We start from the raw sequence: 18,191 nt of genomic DNA, 5'->3' as shown, positions 1-18,191 counted from the left end.
GCTGCGGGCCCCTGTGTCCGGTGTGTCCGGACTAGTTGCCCTACTCGTTCGCGATCTCTTCGATGACGGTCGCGCCCAGCTCGCGGACGATGAGGTCGTGGCCGGTCAGGGCGGTCTCGTCGAGGTCCGGGTCGTCCTCGGCGGGCATGTCGTCCTCGGGGGCGACGGGCGGCGGCTCGGGCTCGCGGTAGGCCTGGGCCGGCGGGGGCGGCGGAGGCGTGGGGGAGGCGGGTGCCTGGTAGGGGGACTGGTGCTGCTGCCGGCTTGCCGGGCTCGGGCTCGCCTGGGGCTGCGGGGCGGCCGGGGCCGGGCGGGGAGCGGCGGGTGCGGGGGCCTGCGGGGCGTAGCCGCCGCCGAAGCCGCCCGCGGGGGCGCCTGCCCCCGGCGCCGGGCCCGCACCGACGACGAGCTCGATCTTCCACTGGACCTGGCCCTGGTAGGCGTCGCCGATCGCCTGGCGGAGGACCTCCTCGCTGCCGCTGTTGGCGAAGCTGTCGCGCGCGCCGGCGTTGGCGAAGCCGATCTGCAAGGTCGTGCCGTCGAAGCCGACGACCTCGGCGTTCTGGCTGAGGACGATCCAGGTGAAGCGGCGGCGGTTCTTGACCGCGTCCAGGATGGCGGGCCACATCTGGCGGACCTGGTTGGGGTCGCCCACGGGGCCGGCCTGGGATCCCGCGCCCGCACCTGCACCTGCGCCTGTGCCGGCAGCTGCGGGGGCGGGCGCCGGGGCGGGGGCGGCAGGGGCGGAGGCCGGGGCGGGCTGGCCCTGGCCGGGGGCCACGGCGGAAGGCCAGGCGCCGGGGCGGGAGGCTCCACCGCCGCCCTGGCCGGGCGCGGCCGCGGCCGGCCAGGCGCCTGCGGGGCGCGCCGCGGGGGCTTCGGGGGCCGGGGCCTGAGGTGCGGGGGGCGTCTGCGGTGCCACGGGGGCGGCCGGGGCAGGAGCCGCCGGGGCCGGGGCGGCAGCCTGGACGGGAGCGGCGGCAGCTGGCGCAGGAGCCCCGGAGACCGCCGCGCGCGCCGCGGCGGGGCCGGACAGCCCGGCGGCCTGCGCGGGCTGCCCGTAGGCCTGGTCAGGGGCGTGCGCGCCGGGCCCGGGGACGTAGCCGGTGGCGGGAACCATGGGCGCGGACACGAGCGAGGCCGCGCCGCGCTCCAGCTTCTCGAGCCGGGCCCGTACGGACCGCTCGTCGTCGTAGGCCGCGGGGAGCAGGACGCGCGCGCAGATCAGCTCCAGCTGCAGCCGCGGCGAGGTCGCGCCCCGCATCTCCGTCAGGCCCTCGTTGACGAGGTCGGCGGCGCGGCTGAGCTCGCCCGGGCCGAAGACGCCGGCCTGGGCCTGCATGCGCTCCACGACGTCAGCGGGCGCGTCGATGAGGCCCTTCTCGGCCGCGTCGGGCACGGCGGCGAGGATCACCAGGTCGCGCAGGCGCTCCAAGAGGTCGGCGACGAAGCGGCGGGGGTCGTTGCCGCCCTCGATGACGCGGTCGACGACCTCGAAGGCCGCGGCGCCGTCGTTCGCCGCGAAGGCGTCCACCACGGCGTCGAGCAGCGACCCGTCCGTGTACCCGAGGAGGGACGTCGCCATGGCGTATGTCACACCGTCCTCGGCCGCGCCGGCGAGGAGCTGGTCCATGACGGACATCGAGTCACGTACGGATCCGGCACCCGCCCGCACGACCAGCGGCAGCACCCCGTCCTCGACGGGAATGGCCTCGCGGTCGCACACCTCACCCAGATACTCACGCAGCGTGCCCGGGGGGACCAGCCGGAAGGGGTAGTGGTGCGTACGCGACCGGATGGTCCCGATGACCTTCTCGGGCTCCGTGGTCGCGAAGATGAACTTGAGGTGCTCCGGCGGCTCCTCGACCACCTTCAGCAGGGCGTTGAAGCCCGCCGAGGTGACCATGTGGGCTTCGTCGATGATGTAGATCTTGTAGCGGCTGGAGGCGGGCCCGAAGAAGGCCTTCTCCCGCAGCTCACGGGCGTCGTCCACGCCACCGTGGGAGGCGGCGTCGATCTCGATGACGTCGATCGAACCGCGCCCGTTGCGCGCGAGGTCCTGACACGACTGGCACTCCCCGCACGGGGTGGGCGTCGGGCCCTGCTCGCAGTTCAGACAGCGGGCGAGGATGCGCGCGCTCGTCGTCTTTCCGCAGCCTCGCGGCCCGCTGAACAGATACGCGTGATTGACCCTGTTGTTGCGCAGCGCCTGCTGCAACGGGGTGGTGACATGCTCCTGCCCGATGACCTCGGCGAAGGACTCGGGGCGGTAGCGGCGGTAGAGCGCGAGGGACGACACACCTACGACGATATCGGGCCCCACTGACAAGTGGCCTCGCTCACATCCGCAGGCCCCCGCGGCCCCGGGTCGCGGGCCCCGGAAACACAAGGGCCCCCCACGCACCCGCCAGAGCCGACCTACCCTTGCTGCCTTCCGGCCCTGGGGGAGTTCAGTCAGATAGCGCCACGTGAGGGGCTTGCCCCCCAGCCTAGCGGATCCCACCCGGTGCCCGTGCCCGCTCCCCCGCCCCACCCCCACCCCGCGACCACGTGTTCGCGAGCACCCCTCCGCGTCTTGTATTGTTTGCGGCGGAGGATTCGCCTAGAGGCCTAGGGCGCACGCTTGGAAAGCGTGTTGGGGGCAACCCCTCACGAGTTCGAATCTCGTATCCTCCGCCAGTGCCTCACCGGGCACGAACCGAAGGCCCCGACCGGGAAACCGGCCGGGGCCTTCGGCGTTCTGTGGTTGCAGTTTTGGTTGCAGTTACCGCTACCGGCCGTTCAGGACGGCACGGCAGGCGATGCAGAACATGGCCGCGTCACGCCCGTACCGCCGCATCAGCTGTCCGCACTCGGCACACGGTCCCCAGCTCCCACGGCGGGCAGCCCAGCGCGGCGGAGGCCGCGGCGCGCTCGACCGGCGTGATCAGCAGCGGACTCATAATCCGCTGCGCCGGCATCCGGGCCAAGGTGAAGCCTCCGGTCGGCTGCCCCATGTCGCGGACGGGCCGTGCATCGCTGGCGAACCAGCCCTCCTCGCCCGCCCTGCATTTCCGGTCGATCTCCTGCTCGGCGAAGGTGATCTCATCGTCCTGATCCTGGGACTCCGCCGTGGGCAAGGGATCCGTCTGGCCGGTCATCTCCCGCCAGAGCCGACAGTCGGCTGCCGGCACCCACATGTGACGCCCGGCCCGGCCGCCGCCACGGTTCGGCACGTAGACCGGAACGCTGTCCCCCGTCGCGCTCGACAGCACGAGGTCTTCCAACTGCACCGCTTTCTTCTCCGGGTGACAGAGAGCGGGCAGGAACCATTCGGAGTGAAGCTGCTCACAATGACCGGCGCCGTCGGTGATAGGACAGACGCGGGGGCTGCTGGGGACGCACTTCCAGACCTGGAGGTACCGATACCCACCGCGGATCACCATCTCCCTACCGCCCGCGATCTCCTTCCACGGCATGTCGTCCACCCTTGCCCAGGGCGCGCGGTCGATCAGGGAAGCCGTGCGGTCCTTCGCCACCCACAAGGGCGTGATCCGGTTCTGCACCGCATTGACCGACCGGCGGTGCACGCTGCTGGGGCTGAGGTGGTGGTACTGGATCTCCCAGCCGATCCGGATTCCTCCGGGACCGGTGACCAGCGCGTCCGAGATGCTCCGGCGGTTCGTGGTGGGCACCTCGACGCCGGCCTCCAGGCCGTAGCGCGAGGCGGTCTCCACGATCCGCTCCTTGGTGGCCTTGTGCTGCTCGCTCTCAGCCGGTGTCGCCCTGTGCGTGATCGGCAGGTGGGAAGCGACCAGGGGCCGGCGGCCCCCGACACGCCCTCGGCGGATGAACATCCACGGCGACTTCCCGCCCGACTCGGACACACACTCGCGGCCGTCGTGATGCGCGAGGCATTCGAGCAGCTGCGGATCGCGCTCGGCGACGCTCGCGGTGATCTCCCGCAACAGATCGGGACGCCCCGGATGACCGAGGTCAGGCAGCGACAGATTGACCTCTATGCCGTATCCGGTGTGCCACACCCCATTCGCCATCCCTCCACGATAGAAGCGGGCACTGACACTCAACAGGCCGTGGAATCAATGGAGATGATCCCCGAATTGCGCCCCCAAGCGGGGCCCTTGAAACGGGCTGTGGCTCAGCTCCCTTGGAATGCCTGGGCGCGGACAGGCCAGAGGAGCCCGCCGATCTTGTCGGCAGTGTCCTGGAACACCCGCCCAACGAGGGCAGCTCCATCAGCTCCTGCGGAACGTCGCAGGGCCCTTGCCCGCGCGGAACTTCGCGTCCTTGGCCTCGCGGCGCATGTTGATCTTCTGAGGGCAGTAGCCGGGCTTACGTCCGCAGCGGTTGCCGCAGCCGTGCTTGTACCGGGGGCGGAGCCGCCCACGGCTGACGCGGATCACCCCTGCCTCACAGTCGACGTCCGTCCACTGAAGACCGAGCACCGCACCCTGGCGGAGGCCGAGGGCCAGAGCGGTGACGCGGCCCTCGAGCTGGTCCACGACGGCTGCACCGAGGCAGACCACGACGGCCGTCCACGGCCTTTTCTCTTGGTCCAGGAATGGGGGCCTACATCGAATCCGGCGTGATTGGCTTTCCGGCTCTCAGCACCGCAGACAAGGGGAAGGCCGTACTCGCCAGTTTGACGGAAGGCTTCGCATTTGCACCTCACGGCCCACGGCGCGAGCTGATAAGTCGGTGGAAGAGTGCGCCGGGAGCGTTTTCCACAGGCTCATCGACGTGAGCGCAATCTGGCTACGCTGTGCCCATGGCAGCAGAGGCAGCAGCAGCGACAACGGATCTTGTAGCCCGTACGGAGGTTCGGCGGCAGGAGTCCTCTTCGGCTCTTGATCCGAAAGAGCGCGCGAAGCGCGGCCAGTACTTCACACCCGCCCCTGCCGCAGACTTCATTGCCTCGCTGGCCAGGCTGGACCACACAGGCCCGATCCGGATCCTGGACCCCGGCGCTGGGGCCGGCTCTCTAACCGCCTCTCTCGTGTCGCGCATCCTCCAGGAGCAGCCAGAAGCCCAGCTCAGCGTGACGGCCTGCGAGAACGACCCACAGCTCCACGCGACCCTGCTGGCGACTCTGGAGGACTGCGCGAGCACGGCCCGGGCATCCGGCGGGCGGGTTGAGACCACCCTGGTAACCGACGACTTCATCGCCTGGACTACACAGGCTGAAGGCCTCTTCGGTGAAGATCGCGGCCCGTTCGACCTCGTGGTGATGAACCCTCCGTACAAGAAGCTGGCCGCCAACTCGCGCGAGCGCATGGCAGTCACAGCGGCTTGCACAGAAACTTCGAACCTCTACTCTGCGTTCCTGGCCCTCGGGATCCACCTCCTCGCCCCCGGTGGCCAGCTCGTGGCTATCACCCCGAGAAGTTTCGCGAACGGCCCTTACTTCCGACCGTTCCGCAAGTACCTTCTCGACCGGATACACATTGACCGCATACACCTGTTCGAGGCGCGGAACAAGGTATTCGCCGACACAGACGTGCTCCAGGAGAACGTGATCTTCTCGGCAACGCGCACCGATGCGCCCGACCGAGGCCCCATCGTCGTATCCTCCAGCCATAGCTACGGCGGCGAAATTCGCAGCCGCGTCATGGAATACCGGGAGATGGTCCAGCCCGAGGACAGTGAGCATTTCATCCACATCAGCGCAGACGAGGAAGACGCCCAGCTCGCCGCGACCCATGCGGGGCTTGCCGAAAACCTCGCCGGGATCGAATGCCAGGTTTCAACTGGTCGCGTGGTGGACTTCCGCTCCAAGGAGCACCTCCGCCCCGACCCAGAGGAAGGTACGGTTCCGCTCATCTACCCGCTACACATGCGCGATGGCGGAATCCGCTGGCCCGTACCTGGCGCTAAGAAGAACAACGCAATCATGCTTAACTCCGACACGGAGAAGATGACCTTCCCGTCCGGGTATTACGTCGTGGTGAAGCGATTGTCCTCCAAGGAGGAGAAGCGTCGCGTGGTTGCCACCGTTTTCGATCCCGATGTGACGCCTTGCGCGAGAATCGGCTTCGAAAACCACGTGAACGTGTTCCACAGCGCGGGTGCCGGACTCCCCAAGGAAGTCGCACGCGGCCTCTGTCTCTGGCTCAACTCCACGCTGCTGGACCGACTCATTCGACGGTTCAGCGGCCACACACAGGTCAACGCTACCGACCTGCGGAACCTGCGCTACCCAAGCAATGCACAACTTCGGGCCATTGGCAGCGAATGGATAGAGGGCGGATGGCCCGACCAGGAGAAGCTGGATGACCTAGTGGAACGCCATCTGGAGCCGACCGAACCCGCCTCTCTCAGCGAGGTGTAGCTCCAGCACACCGCTCCCGATTGGCTGGTAATGGGCGTCCTGGCGAGAGCGCAGCACCTGCTCGAAGCATGTAACCCCAACAGTCAGCAGCACCCGCTCGGACACCTTGTAGCCTGACCTTCACTCACCGTGTCAGCATGGCTGGGAAGGGTCAGCGAGTGACGAAAGCGCAGCAAGAGAAGAAGCTCGACGAGGCGAAGGAAGTTCTCGCCGCAATAGGGATGCCCCTAAAGCAGCAGAACACCCGGACCGCGCTCGTCCTGCTCTCGATGTTCAACCTTGGCCCGACGCAGGAATGGGCGGCCGTAAGCTCGAACACCCTCGGAATCACCGAGTGCATGGCTTGGATGGCCGACCGCTACCCGGACATCCCCAAGGGCACAAAAGACCCGACCCGGTACGCCCCGAACAGTCGCGAGTCCGTGCGTAAGGAGTCGGTCCACCAGCTCATCGATGCCGGTATCCTCGTCAAGAACTCCGATGCGCCGGGCCGGGCCACAAACGACAAGAACAATCGATATCGCCCCAGCGATCTAGCGGTAAAGGCGCTGGCGGCGTACGGCACGTCAGCGTGGGAAAAGTCCCTGGAGGAATTCCACGCCGAGTGGAAAAAGCTGACCGAGGTGTGGGCCGCCGAGAGGTCGGTTCATCGAGTTCCGGTCGAGCTTCCCGACGGAACCGAGGTCAAGCTCAGCCCGGGAGAGCACAGCGAACTCATCGGAGCTGTCGTCGAGCGCTTCGCATCACAGTTCACGCCCGGGGGCACCGTCGTCTACCTAGGCGACACAGGCTCCAAGTGGATCGTGAACAAACCCGAGTACCTCGCTGAGCTCGGCGTGGTGGTGGACGCCCATGGCAAGATGCCCGACGTAGTGATCCACTACACCGAGCGGGACTGGCTTGTGCTGGTGGAGGCAGTCACCTCTACCGGACCGGTGAACGGCCTGCGGGTCGCCCAGCTGAAGGAAATCTTCGCGGGAGCCCGCCCAGGCCTGGTCTTCGTTACTGCCTTCCAGACGAGGAAGAAGTTCCGCCAGTTCGCTGCCGACATCGCCTGGGAAACGGAAGTCTGGGTCGCGGAAGAAGAAACACACATGGTGCACTTCAACGGCGAGCGTTTCCTCGGACCGTACGACAAGGGCGAATAAAAGCGATGGCCGCCACGCAAAGCGGGGCGGCCATCAAAGAAGATATCGGCGACGACCTACCCGGGCGTCGGCGCTGGCGCCGATGAGGCATCACTCATGAACAGGCACCTCCAGCATGCCCGGAAAGGCCGCCGCGCGCTTACGGTCGACGAGAGCGTGAGGATCTGTGGTGCGTTCCGCCGGGGCGGCCGGTTCGAACACCCATCCGGCGCTGTTGGGTGCTCGCACGAGACCTTCGCGGGCGCCGTCGCCAGCGCCGGCCGTGGCCAGTCCGCACAAGGCTCCGTAGACCATGGCGGATCGCACGTCCGCCGTGTCCGCGTAGAGCGCTCTTGACACTTTCGCCGCGGTTTTCCGCAGGCACGACCACGTTGCGTGGTGCCGGGGATGTCACTGTGGGAGGAGCGGGCCACACCGCGCCGAACGGCATCTCGCAGCGCCACGTTTGCAGCGTTGTGAAAGCCCCGGGCCTGTTGACCGGTGGTGGCCTCCGGGGGCCTATTGCTTTTCTGTTGGGCTCGGGGGTGTGGGGATACGATTGCCCGCCGTGGACTGGGTTGAGCGGACGTCGAATCTGCGGCAGTGGAGGCAAGGCGGGGTTCGGGCGCCGCACAAGCCGTTGCTGTTTCTCTATGCGCTCGGCCGGTATCAGCAGGACGCCGGGTCGGTGCTGAAGTACAGCGCCGTGGAGGCGGACTTGAAGCGGCTGCTGGCCGAGTACGGGCCGGCGAACAAGACCACACCCGCGTACCCCTTCCACCACTTGGTCAGCGACGGGGTGTGGGAGGTGCGTACCGATCGCGGGCCGGGCAGTCCCGGCAGCGGGGTGCAGGTGCTGCGGGCGGCGGGGGCCGCCGGGCGGCTGGTGCCGGAGTTGCGGGCGGCGCTGGGGCGGGAGCCGTCGCTGCTCGGGCGGATGGCCCGGGTGCTGCTCGACCAGAATTTCCCGCCCTCTCTCCACGACGAACTGTGCGAGGCCGTCGGCCTGGAGCCTGAGCCGGTGGTGGAGGCCGGGCCGCTTGCGGCCGGGCGGCGGCAACGGGACCGGCGGATGCGGGAGGCGGTGCTGACCGCCTACGAGTACCGGTGCGCCTTCTGCGGCTACGACGGCAGGATCGGCGCGGTGCCGGTCGGGCTGGAGGCGGCGCACGTGCGCTGGTGGGCGTTCGGCGGGCCCGACGACGTCGACAACGGGCTGTGCCTGTGCTCGCTGCACCACAAGCTCTTCGACAAGGGTGTCCTCGGCATCGGTGACGGCCACCGCGTTCTCGTGTCACAGAGCTTCATCGGCCACAGCCCTGCCGCTCGCGAACACGTCATAGCCCTCTCGGGGCGGCCGCTCATCGGTCCTCAGCAGGGTGCACGCCCCGTCGCCGCGGCCCACCGCTCCTGGCACGCCAGCCAGGTCTTCCACGGCGTTCCCCGCCCCGCCGCCTGACGTCAGCGCGGGAGGTCCTGGGCCGCGGGGCGGTGGCGGAGGGCGTCCTGGGAGGCGACGTATTTGAGCATGAGGCGGGCGAACTCCAGGCGCTCGTGCTCGGTCCAGTCGGCGGTGATGCATTCGAAGGCCGAGCGCTGGTGGCGGGTGAAGCGAGCCATCAGCTCGCGGCCTTCGGGGCTGAGGTTGAGGACGGTGCGGCGCCCGTCCTGCTGGGAGGCCGCCCGGATCAGATAGCCGGCCGAGATGCAGTCGGAGACCATGCGGCTGGCCACCGACGGGTCCACGCCCAGGTGGCGGGCCACCGCCCCGACAGTGATCTCCGGCGGGCCCTCCGGCGCCTCCTGTTCGGCCTCCAGGACGATCCTGAGCACCAGCGTGCGGCTCAGGTCCTTCTGGGAGATGGGGTTCTCGACCTCCAGGAGCGAGGAACGCCGCAGCTTTCCGAAAGCCGGGCCCACGGCATCCAGCAGCTCGTCCGCCGTCTTCTCGTTCGCCTCGTTCACCTCGTTCACCTCGTCCATCCCATCCACTCTCTTCCCCTCGCGCTCGGTCATGTCCTTCAGCGTACAGACATGTGTTGACCCACAGATGTGTGCATGCGAGCATGCATATGCAGATTTCATGTTTGCATGAACGGAGTACCTTCATGTCCATCCTCGTCACCGGCGCCCGCGGCAAAGTCGGCCGAGCCGTCATCGGCCGCCTGCACTCCGCCGGTCTCACCGTCCGCGCCGCCAGCGCCGACCCCGCCGCGCTGACCGTCCCCGACGGCATCGAGGTCGCCGAGCTCGCCCTCGGCCGGCCCGAGGGCTTCGGCGCCGCGCTCCGCGGCGTCCGCCAGGTCTTCCTCTACCCCGAGCCCGCCGGCATCCACGAGCTGGTCAAGGCCGCCGAGGCCGCGGGCGTCGAGCACGTCGTCCTGCTCTCGTCCTCCTCGGTGCTCGGCCCGGACGCCGAGAACGACCCGCTCGCCGGCCACAGCCTCCAGGTCGAACGCGCCCTGGCCTGCTCCGGCCTCACCTGTACGTTCCTGCGCCCGGACGCCTTCGCCAGCAACTCCCTCGGCTGGGCCCGCCCCATCAGCCGGTCGATGCCGATCCGGCTCGCCTACCCGGAAGCGCACATCGCGCCCATCCACCCCGAGGACATCGCCGACATCGCCGTCGAGGCCCTGACCGGCACGTCCCTCACCGGCCGCTCGGTCACCCTGACCGGTCCCGAGTCGCTCAGCTTCCGCGAGCAGCTCGCCGTCCTCGCCGAGACCCTCGGCCGCGAGATCCCGGTCGAGAAGATCAGCCGCGCCGAAGCCGAGCGGCAGATGGCGGACTACATGCCCGGCCCGATGATTTACTCCCTGCTCAATCTGTGGGAGGCCGCCGACCGCGGTCCGGCCGCCATCGCCGACACCACCCACACCCTCCTCGGCCGCCCCGCCCGTACCTTCCGGCAGTGGGCCCGTGAGAACGCCGCCGCGTTCATCCAGCGCTGACCCTCGCGCCCGCGCCCGGCATCACTGAACCGCTGCGCCGCTGAAATGACATCACCAGCCCTCTAGGGAGTACGTCTTGAAGCCCATCGGCTACTGGCTCAACCGCACCGACAAAGCCCTCACCCGCTCCATGGACTCCATGCTGGCCGAATTCGGCCTCACCCGGCTCGCGTGGCAGGTCCTCAACGTCATCAAGGACCATCCACCCGGCACAGGAACAGACATGCCGACCGTGCAAACGGCCCTCGCCTACAACGCCGACCCCGCCACCCTGAACGCCACCGTCGAGGCGGTCGTCGCCGGCGGCTGGGCGGCACGCCCGGCACCCGCCCGGCTCGTCCTGACCGACGACGGCCGCGCCCGCCTCACCGAGGTCGCCGCACGCGTTCACGCCTTCCGCGACCTGTCGGCGGCCGGCATCTCCGACGAGGAGTACCGGATCGCCGTCAGTGTCCTGGAGCGGATGACCGGCAACGTGGAAAGCATCCGGCCGGAGAGCATGTAGAACGCATGAGCCTATGAGCCGTGCATCTTGCCGAAGAAGCCCCGTGACTTTCCCGTCAGGGACGCGGCCAGGTAGCGGCCCGCTCCCGGTAGCTTGGCGGCGCGCAGGGCGAGGCGGCGGGCGCGTAGTTCGGCTTGTGAGTGGGGGAGGAACCAGCGGACACCCTTGCGTGCTGCGCGCTGTTTTTCCGTGACCACGGGTCGCCACTGTTCCTCGTACCGCCGCAGTGCCGTCACGATCGACGGTGCCTCGGACAGCTGTTCCGCGAGGAGGCGGGCGCCGGCGAGGCCTAGGGAGGCGCCCTGGCCGGCGAGGAGTGAGACCGCGTAGCAGGCGTCGCCGACGAGGGTCACCCTCCCCCGGCTCCAGCACGGCACTTCGGTCTGGGCGACTTGGTCGTAGTACACCTCGTCGCCGGGCGGGCACGCGCGCAGTGCCTGCGGGACGGCCCAGCCGAGCCCCGCGTACTCCTTGCGCAGCGCCTCCCGCGGGTCGCCGGGCAGGCCTGGATCGGCCGACCGGTGGACGGCGAACGCCGCCACGCGGCCGTCGCGCAGGCCGTAGAAGCCCATCTGCCGGTCGATTGTGTCGGTGAGGACGAAGCTGTCCCGGCAGGCGGCGTGGATCTCGGGGTCCTCGAAGACGAACGCCGCGGTGTGGAAGCCCAGATGGCGCACATGACGGTCGTCGTCATCATCACCTTCTGCTTCGCAGAAGGCGAGGCGCCGTACGGCCGAGTGGACGCCGTCCGCGCCTACGACGACGTCGGCATCGAGGTGCGTGCCGTCGTTCAGCGTGACGGTCGCGCCGCCGGTGTCACTGCCTCCGCGGCCGCCGACCGCCGTGACGGTGGTCCCGAACCGTACGTCGACGCCCGCGGGCAGGCTCTCGTACAGGGCGCGTTCGAGGTCCGGCCGCATGATGCTGATCAGCCGGCCGCCGATGGCGCGGCCCAGCGTCGCGTACGTCATGCCCGCGCGCCGGCGGCCGTCCTCGTCCACGTAGCGGAGTTCGTGCACCGCGTAGCCGAGCTCTTGCAGCCGAGGCAGGAGGCCCAGTTCCTCGGCGGCCGTGTAGCCCGGGCCGAAGAAGTCGATCATGTAGCCCTGGGTGCGGAGGGCGGGGGCCTTCTCCAGGACCACCACGTCCCAGCCGGCGGCGCCGAGGCAGCGGGCGAGGCCCAGTCCGGCGATTCCGGCGCCGCAGATCACGGCCTTCATCAGCATCGGCCTCCTCTTGCGCTCCGTTTCGCGCCCTGTTCGCCTCCTACCCTGCCGCCGCTTCCTCGAACTGCGGTGTGCCCACCGCTCCCAGGAGGGCCAGGCGGTCCTGGGTGTCCGTGCCGGGGGGCGGGGTGAGGAGGATCAGGCGCTGGTCGCAGTCAGGGGAGAGGAGGACCTGGCAGTCCAGGTCGACGGGGCCCACCAGGTGGTGCAGGACGCGCATGCGGGTGCGGCGGCGGACGGCCACCTCGTGGCGTTCCCAGAGGGTGCGGAACTCGTCGCTGGCCTCGCGGAGGCGGTCGACCAGGCGGGTCGCCGCCTGATCGCCGGCGCGGCGGGCCACGGCGGCACGCAGGTCGGCCGTGTGCAGGCGGCCGTAGTGCTCGTGTTCCTCGGGCGGGTAGGCGGCGCGGACGGCCGGGTCGGTGAACCAGCGCCAGACGACGTTGCGGCCGTGTTCGGAGACGGTGCAGACGCCGCCGAGGAGGGCGCGGGCCATGGCGTTCTGGGCCAGGACGTCGCCCAGGTCGCTGAGGACCTGGGCCGGTGTCGCAGGCAGCTGGTCGAGGAGATGGAGCAGGCCGGGGGCCACGTGGTCGCCCGCCGTGCGGCCCGCGGGCGGGCGGTGGCCCGCGAGCAGGTACAGGTGGTCGCGTTCGTCGGTGTCCAGGCGCAGGGCGCGGGCGAGGGAGGCGAGCATCTGCGGGGAGGGCTGCGGGCCGCGGGCCTGTTCCAGGCGGATGTAGTAGTCGGCCGACATGCCCGCGAGCTGGGCGACCTCCTCGCGGCGCAGTCCGGGCGTGCGACGCCGGGGGCCCGCGGGCAGGCCCGCGTCCTGGGGGCGGATCCGATCGCGGGAGCGGCGGAGGAAGTCGGCGAGCTCCGGGCGGTCCGGGCGGGCGGTCGTCATGCGGATCATCCTCGCCGACGCGTCCGCCGCGAACCAGGGACCGGCAGTCCCAGGGTCGGCAGGGCTCTCCCGCGGGGCTGCGGACGACGGGAGTGTGGGGGACGTCCCCACCGGTCGGGGGCGTCCCTACCGGTCAGGGCCTCCGCCGCCCGTCGGGGGCGTCCCCCACCGGTAGGGCTGTCCCTATCGGCACACATTCACAACAGGAGTTCTCCCCATGACCACGACTACGACCACCGTCACTACCGCCATCACCACAGCCCCCGTCACCACCGCCCCCGTCACCACCACCCTCGCCGTCGCCGACGCCCTCGTCCACTACGACCGCTTCGGCTCCTCCGACGGCACCCGCACGCCCCTCGTCCTCGTCCACGGCACCGGGTCCACCGGCGCGGCCCTGACCTGGGGGCAGATCGCCCCGCGGTTCGCCGAGGACCGTACGGTCATCACCCCCGACCTCTCCGGCACCGACCGCACCACCGACGGCGGCGGCCCGCTCAGCGTCGAGGGCCTCGCCGCCCAGGTCATCGCCGTCATCGAGGACGCCGGGACCGGGCCCGTCGACCTGCTGGGCTTCTCCATGGGCTCGCCCGTCGCCGCGGCCGTCGCCGCGCTCCGGCCCGACCTCGTACGGCGGCTGGTCCTGGTGGCGGGCTGGGCGCACACGGAGGGCGACGAGTTCCTCCGCAGCACCTTCGGCCTGTGGAACCGGCTCGGCACGTCCGACCCCGTGGCCTTCGGCCGGTTCGTCCTGATGACGGGCTTCAGCCGCGGCTTCCTCAACGCCATCGGGCGGGAGCAGGTCGACGCCATGGCCGCCAACATGCCACCCACCCCGGGCACCCTCCGCCACGCCGACCTCGACGCGCGCGTCGACATCCGCGCCTTGCTGCCCCGCGTCCAGGCCGAGACGCTCGTGATCGGTTGCCTCCAGGACGCCACCGTGCCGGTCGAGCACAGCCGCAACCTGCACGCAGCGATCCCCGGCAGCACGTACGCCGAGCTCGACACCGGGCACGTCGCCTTCTTCGAGCAGCCGGAGGAGTTCCGGAGGCTGGTGGACGAGTTCACCCTCGGCACCACCCGCGGTGCGTGAGGCCCGGGCCGGGAACAGATGCGGGAACGGGCGCGGGTGCGGGAACGGGCAGTTATCCACAGCCCCCCGAGGCCTGTCGGGCAGGTGTCGTACGCTGCTGAGCAGGGATTCGGGCCGGGGAGTAGTCATGACGGAAATCGCAGATCAAGCCGCTGATCGGCACGCCGGCAGGCGGCAGTTCGCCGGGCAGCAGTCCGCGGATTTACCGTCCGCTGATCGCATGCGCGGTCTGCTCGACGCCGTCATGAGCGTCGGGCACGGGCTCGAACTTCCGCAGGTGCTTCACGGCATCGTCGAGGCGGCCGTCACCCTCACCGATGCGGAGTACGGCGCCCTCGGCATCGTCGGGGACGGGCAGACGCTGTCGGAGTTCCTGCCGGTCGGCATGTCCGAGGAGCTCACGGCGCGCATCGGGCGTACGCCCTGCGGGCGCGGGATCCTCGGCGAGCTCATCCACAACCCCGCCCCGCTGCGGCTCACCGACCTCACGCGCCATCCGCGCAGCTACGGATTCCCCGAGCACCATCCGCCCATGCGCACGTTCCTGGGTGTGCCCGTCCGTGTGCGTGACGAGGTCTTCGGCAACCTCTACCTCACCGAGAAGCGGGGCGGCGCCGCGTTCGACGCGGACGACGAGGCCGTCCTGGCCACGCTGTCCATCGCCGCGGGCGTCGCCATCGACAACGCCCGCATGTACCACGAGAGCCGCCGCCGCGAGCGCTGGCTGCAAGCGCTCGGAGAGATCACCCGCAGCCTGCTGTCGGGCACGGATGCGGACGCCGCCCTGAAGCTCATCGCCGAGCGGGCGATGGAGGTCGCGGACGCCGACAGCGCCGTCGTCGTGGGGTGCGGCGACGCGGAGGCCGCGGAAGCGCCCGACGGCCGGCCCGGTTCCGGCCCCACCCTTTCCGTTCCCCTCCAGGCCGGCGACGGTGCCCGCTGTGCGCTGCTGCTGCGCCGCCGGGCCGGGCGTGCGCCGTTCGACGAGACCGAGGTGAAGCTGATTTCCGGCTTCGCCGACCAGGCGGCCATCGCCCTCGAACTGGCCCAGCGCCGCGCCGAGTCCGAGGAGCTCGCCGTCCTCCACGACCGTGACCGCATCGCCCGTGACCTGCACGACCTGGCCATCCAGCGGCTCTTCGCCACCGGCATGACGCTCCAGAGCGCCACGCGCCTGATCGACCGGCCGGAGGCCGCCGAGCGCGTCGGCCGGGCGGTCGACGACCTGGACACGACGATTCAGATCATCCGGTCGACCATCTTCGGCCTGCGGACGGCCGGGGACGGCCGCGGCGGCGGGCCGAGCCTGCGGCGCGGCATGGCCGAGGCCGTGCAGGCGGCCACGCGGACGCTGGGCTTCGCGCCCGCACTGCGGATCGAGGGGCCGGCCGACACCGACGTCCCCGCCGAACTGGCCGAGCAGATCCTCGCCGTGGCGGCGGAGGCGCTCAGCAACGCGGCCCGGCATGCCGCGGCCCGCCGCGTGGAGGTCATGCTGACGGTGGCCGAGCGGGCCACGCTGACGGTGACGGACGACGGCGTGGGCGTCGGGTCCGCCCCGCGGCGCGGCGGCCTGGCCAACATGCGGTCCCGGGCCGAGCTCCACGACGGCCGGCTGGCCGTGGAGATACCCGAGGGCGGGGGCACGCGGATCGTATGGAGCGTGCCGCTGCCCGACTGAGTCACGGAGCTCCCACGCGGGCGGCCCCTACGCCCCTACGCCTCCACATGCCCTATGCCCCTACGGCTCCTACGACCTCTACGGCCGCTACGACCCCTACGACCTCTTCGTCCTGCCCGCTATGACCGCCGCCTGGACCCGCCGCCCCACCCCCAGCTTCGCCAGGATCGATGAGATGCGGTTCTTCACCGTCTTCTCCGCAAGGAAGAGACGGTCGGCGATCTGGCGGTTCGTCAGGCCCTCGCCTATGAGGTCGAGGATCTCCCGTTCGCGGGGCGAGAGGCGGTCCAGTTCCGACGTCTCGAGCACCTCCGGTTCCCGCGGGGTGCGCAGCCGGTCCATGACCCGGGATGCCGTGCGGGGGTCGAGTGTCGACTTTCCCGTGGCCACCGTCCGTACCGCCGTTACCAGCTCCGAGCCGTTGATCTGCTTGAGGACGTAGCCCGCGGCGCCCGCCATGATGGCGTCGAAGAGGGCCTCGTCGTCGTCGAAGGACGTCAGCATCAGGCAGGCCAGCCCCGGCATGCGGGCGCGGAGTTCGCGGCACACCTCGATGCCGCCGTGGTCGCCGCCCTCCGTGCCGCTCTCCCCGAGCCGTACGTCGAGGACGGCCACGTGCGGGCGGGTCGCCGGGACGCGTGCGAGGGCCTCCCGGCCCGTGGCCGCCTCCCCCACGACCTCGACGTCCGGCTCCGCTTCGAGGAGGTCGCGGACTCCGCGGCGGACCACCTCGTGGTCGTCGAGGATGAACACGCGCAAGGGCGCGGCTGTTTCCATTGCGCCCGCTTCTTCCGGTTCCATTGCTACCGCTTTTTCCGGATCGGTTCGGTCCATACGCGCAGTATGTCCGGGCCCGGCAGGGGCACCGCGCACCAGGGTGCGGGCACCGCTGCCGGGTCCGGGCGCAACGAACCGCAGGCCCAGCCCACACCCTGTGCGCACCCCGCCGATAGGGCCGAACGGCCCTGCTGACCAGGGCCGGGCGGTCCCCCGGGCCCGTTGCCATACTGGCGCGCGCCCCAGCCCGTGTGCGAGGAGCCTTCGAGGAGCTGCCCACCCGTGAACGCCGTCAACGACACCTACCACTCCCTGCTCGCCAGGCACGACGCGATGCGGCTCCGCAGGCGGCTGCTCTCCCCCGCGGGTACCGGGCGCCAGGGGGCGGAGGGTGCCGGAGAGACGACGGGCACGGCGGCGGCGCAGCAGCCGTACGACGGCGCCGCCGACCAGCGCGTCATCACCGACCACCTCGAACTCGTCACGCCCTTCGAGGACTTGATCGCCCACCTCTACGACGCGATGTTCGCGCACCGGCCCTACCTGCGGCGGCTCTTCCCGGAGTCGATGGAGTTCCAGCGCAAGCACCTCGAAGCGATCTTCTGGTACCTGATCGAGAACCTCCACGACCCCGACGCCGTCGCGGCCACCTTCACCCGCCTCGGGCGCGACCACCGCAAGCTGGGCGTACGGCCCGCGCACTACCGGGCGTTCGAAGCCGCGCTGTGCGAGGCGCTGCGCCGCACGGCGGGCCCGCGCTGGAGCGAGGGCATGGAGCGGGCGTGGGTGCGCATGCTGCGGTTCGCGGTGGCGGCCATGGTCGAGGGCGCGGAGGCCGCCCTGGGCGAGCCCGCGGCCTGGCAGGCCACGGTCACGGACCACGACCTGCGGCGCGCGGACCTCGCCGTCCTGCGCGTACGGCCGCACGAGCCGTACCCGTACCGGGCCGGGCAGTTCGCCTCCGTGGCCTCGCCGGCCCTGCCGCAGGCGTGGCGGCAGTACTCCGTCGCCTGCGCGCCCCGCCCGGACGGCGAGCTGGAGTTCCACGTGAAACTGACCGGCCGCGGAGGCGTCAGCGAGGCCCTCGTGGCGCGCACCCGTGTCGGCGACGTCCTGCGGCTCGGTCCGCCGGGCGGCACGATGACGCTGGACAACGAGGACGCCGCGCACGACCTGCTGCTCGTCGCGGCCGACACCGGCTGGGCCGCGGTCAAGGCACTGCTCCAGGAGCTGGCCGCGCACAGGGTCGCGCAGCGCGGCGTGCACCTCTTCCTCGGGGTGCGGCACCCTTCGGCGCTGTACGACACGGAGGCGCCGGCGGAGTTGCGCCGCCGCTACCCGTGGCTGCGGGTCACGCAGGTGATCGGCGAGGGGCCCGGCCCGGGCGAGTACGGCGCGCTGGCCGACGTCGTCGCGGGGCACGGCGACTGGTCCCGGCACCTCGCCTTCGTGAGCGGCCCGCCGGACATGGCCGGACCGCTCGTGGCACGGCTGACCGCAGAGGGCGTGCCTGCCCCGCGCGTCCGGCACGATCCGCTGCCGGACCGGGCCTGAGGGCGGGCGGGACAGAGAGCGGGCGAGTCTGAGAGCGGG

The 18,191-nt window shown here is 70.7% G+C and carries 14 protein-coding genes, 1 tRNA gene, 1 other RNA gene and 1 pseudogene; 9 read left to right on the top strand and 8 right to left on the bottom strand.

Annotation, left to right across the window (positions count from 1 at the left end; all coding sequences use genetic code 11):
* Positions 1-40: 40 nt before the first annotated feature.
* Positions 41-2,299 carry a DNA polymerase III subunit gamma and tau gene (locus tag D7231_RS12150; RefSeq protein WP_120755271.1) on the bottom strand — a complete coding sequence of 753 codons (2,259 nt, stop codon included), beginning with the start codon at positions 2,297-2,299 and terminating at the stop codon, positions 41-43.
* Between the two features lie 86 nt (positions 2,300-2,385).
* An RNA gene (gene ffs, locus D7231_RS12145) (signal recognition particle sRNA small type) lies at positions 2,386-2,480 on the bottom strand.
* A 111-nt stretch (positions 2,481-2,591) separates the two neighbouring features.
* On the opposite strand from ffs, the gene D7231_RS12140 reads away from it, so the two are divergent.
* Positions 2,592-2,679, top strand: a tRNA-Ser gene (locus D7231_RS12140).
* Between the two features lie 140 nt (positions 2,680-2,819).
* Here D7231_RS12140 and D7231_RS12135 read toward each other — a convergent pair.
* On the bottom strand, positions 2,820-4,034 hold the full coding sequence (locus D7231_RS12135) for a competence protein CoiA family protein (RefSeq protein ID WP_241999667.1): 1,215 nt from the start codon (positions 4,032-4,034) through the stop codon (positions 2,820-2,822).
* A gap of 193 nt (positions 4,035-4,227) precedes the next feature.
* Positions 4,228-4,481: pseudogene (locus tag D7231_RS12130) on the bottom strand (tyrosine-type recombinase/integrase); the annotation flags it as partial.
* A gap of 287 nt (positions 4,482-4,768) precedes the next feature.
* Between D7231_RS12130 and D7231_RS12125 the strand changes: the two are divergent.
* The 3 genes from D7231_RS12125 (at position 4,769) to D7231_RS12115 (ending at position 8,914) form a co-directional block, all read left to right on the top strand.
* Complete coding sequence (locus D7231_RS12125; RefSeq protein ID WP_120755269.1) at positions 4,769-6,328, top strand: Eco57I restriction-modification methylase domain-containing protein; 1,560 nt, start codon at positions 4,769-4,771, stop codon at positions 6,326-6,328.
* A 158-nt stretch (positions 6,329-6,486) separates the two neighbouring features.
* Positions 6,487-7,476, top strand: coding sequence for a BsuBI/PstI family type II restriction endonuclease (locus tag D7231_RS12120; protein ID WP_120755267.1), 990 nt, complete (start codon positions 6,487-6,489; stop codon positions 7,474-7,476).
* Positions 7,477-8,023: 547 nt separating this feature from the next.
* Positions 8,024-8,914, top strand: a complete 891-nt coding sequence (locus tag D7231_RS12115; protein ID WP_120755266.1) for a phosphorothioated DNA-binding restriction endonuclease — start codon at positions 8,024-8,026, stop codon at positions 8,912-8,914.
* Between the two features lie 2 nt (positions 8,915-8,916).
* Here D7231_RS12115 and D7231_RS12110 read toward each other — a convergent pair whose 3' ends face one another.
* Positions 8,917-9,471 (bottom strand): MarR family winged helix-turn-helix transcriptional regulator, encoded by a 555-nt coding sequence (locus D7231_RS12110; protein ID WP_241999666.1) that lies wholly within the window; start codon positions 9,469-9,471, stop codon positions 8,917-8,919.
* Positions 9,472-9,563: 92 nt separating this feature from the next.
* Here D7231_RS12110 and D7231_RS12105 point away from each other — a divergent pair, with 92 nt between their 5' ends.
* Both D7231_RS12105 and D7231_RS12100 read left to right on the top strand, forming a co-directional pair.
* On the top strand, positions 9,564-10,406 hold the full coding sequence (locus D7231_RS12105; RefSeq protein WP_120755262.1) for an NAD(P)H-binding protein: 843 nt from the start codon (positions 9,564-9,566) through the stop codon (positions 10,404-10,406).
* Positions 10,407-10,482: 76 nt separating this feature from the next.
* Positions 10,483-10,911 (top strand): MarR family winged helix-turn-helix transcriptional regulator, encoded by a 429-nt coding sequence (locus tag D7231_RS12100; protein WP_120755260.1) that lies wholly within the window; start codon positions 10,483-10,485, stop codon positions 10,909-10,911.
* Between the two features lie 11 nt (positions 10,912-10,922).
* Here D7231_RS12100 and D7231_RS12095 read toward each other — a convergent pair whose 3' ends face one another.
* Both D7231_RS12095 and D7231_RS12090 read right to left on the bottom strand, forming a co-directional pair.
* Positions 10,923-12,137 (bottom strand): FAD-dependent oxidoreductase, encoded by a 1,215-nt coding sequence (locus D7231_RS12095; protein ID WP_241999665.1) that lies wholly within the window; start codon positions 12,135-12,137, stop codon positions 10,923-10,925.
* A 40-nt stretch (positions 12,138-12,177) separates the two neighbouring features.
* Positions 12,178-13,053: a helix-turn-helix transcriptional regulator gene (locus D7231_RS12090; protein WP_391474184.1), complete on the bottom strand. Its 876-nt coding sequence runs from the start codon at positions 13,051-13,053 to the stop codon at positions 12,178-12,180.
* 208 nt (positions 13,054-13,261) lie between these two features.
* Between D7231_RS12090 and D7231_RS12085 the strand changes: the two genes are divergently transcribed.
* Positions 13,262-14,140 (top strand): alpha/beta fold hydrolase, encoded by an 879-nt coding sequence (locus D7231_RS12085; RefSeq protein WP_120755256.1) that lies wholly within the window; start codon positions 13,262-13,264, stop codon positions 14,138-14,140.
* 220 nt (positions 14,141-14,360) lie between these two features.
* Positions 14,361-15,821 carry a sensor histidine kinase gene (locus tag D7231_RS12080; protein ID WP_120755255.1) on the top strand — a complete coding sequence of 487 codons (1,461 nt, stop codon included), beginning with the start codon at positions 14,361-14,363 and terminating at the stop codon, positions 15,819-15,821.
* A 96-nt stretch (positions 15,822-15,917) separates the two neighbouring features.
* Here D7231_RS12080 and D7231_RS12075 read toward each other — a convergent pair whose 3' ends face one another.
* Positions 15,918-16,598, bottom strand: coding sequence for a response regulator transcription factor (locus tag D7231_RS12075; RefSeq protein ID WP_120755253.1), 681 nt, complete (start codon positions 16,596-16,598; stop codon positions 15,918-15,920).
* Between the two features lie 282 nt (positions 16,599-16,880).
* Here D7231_RS12075 and D7231_RS12070 point away from each other — a divergent pair, with 282 nt between their 5' ends.
* Entirely contained in the window at positions 16,881-18,152 is a 1,272-nt protein-coding gene (locus tag D7231_RS12070) for a globin domain-containing protein (RefSeq protein WP_241999664.1), read from the top strand.
* Positions 18,153-18,191: the final 39 nt, after the last annotated feature.

Source organism: Streptomyces klenkii (assembly GCF_003626645.1).
GTDB lineage: Bacteria > Actinomycetota > Actinomycetes > Streptomycetales > Streptomycetaceae > Streptomyces > Streptomyces klenkii.
This window is presented reverse-complemented; position numbering and strand designations above follow the sequence as displayed.

What these genes read in the sequence shown, in the direction of transcription:
- D7231_RS12135 (WP_241999667.1), bottom strand. Translation starts at nt 4,034, where the DNA reads ATGGCGAATGGGGTGTGGCACACCGGATACGGCATAGAGGTCAATCTG.
- D7231_RS12125 (WP_120755269.1), top strand. Translation starts at nt 4,769, where the DNA reads ATGGCAGCAGAGGCAGCAGCAGCGACAACGGATCTTGTAGCCCGTACG.
- D7231_RS12110 (WP_241999666.1), bottom strand. Translation starts at nt 9,471, where the DNA reads ATGACCGAGCGCGAGGGGAAGAGAGTGGATGGGATGGACGAGGTGAAC.
- D7231_RS12105 (WP_120755262.1), top strand. Translation starts at nt 9,564, where the DNA reads ATGTCCATCCTCGTCACCGGCGCCCGCGGCAAAGTCGGCCGAGCCGTC.
- D7231_RS12095 (WP_241999665.1), bottom strand. Translation starts at nt 12,137, where the DNA reads ATGCTGATGAAGGCCGTGATCTGCGGCGCCGGAATCGCCGGACTGGGC.
- D7231_RS12090 (WP_391474184.1), bottom strand. Translation starts at nt 13,053, where the DNA reads ATGATCCGCATGACGACCGCCCGCCCGGACCGCCCGGAGCTCGCCGAC.
- D7231_RS12085 (WP_120755256.1), top strand. Translation starts at nt 13,262, where the DNA reads ATGACCACGACTACGACCACCGTCACTACCGCCATCACCACAGCCCCC.
- D7231_RS12080 (WP_120755255.1), top strand. Translation starts at nt 14,361, where the DNA reads ATGCGCGGTCTGCTCGACGCCGTCATGAGCGTCGGGCACGGGCTCGAA.
- D7231_RS12075 (WP_120755253.1), bottom strand. Translation starts at nt 16,598, where the DNA reads ATGGAAACAGCCGCGCCCTTGCGCGTGTTCATCCTCGACGACCACGAG.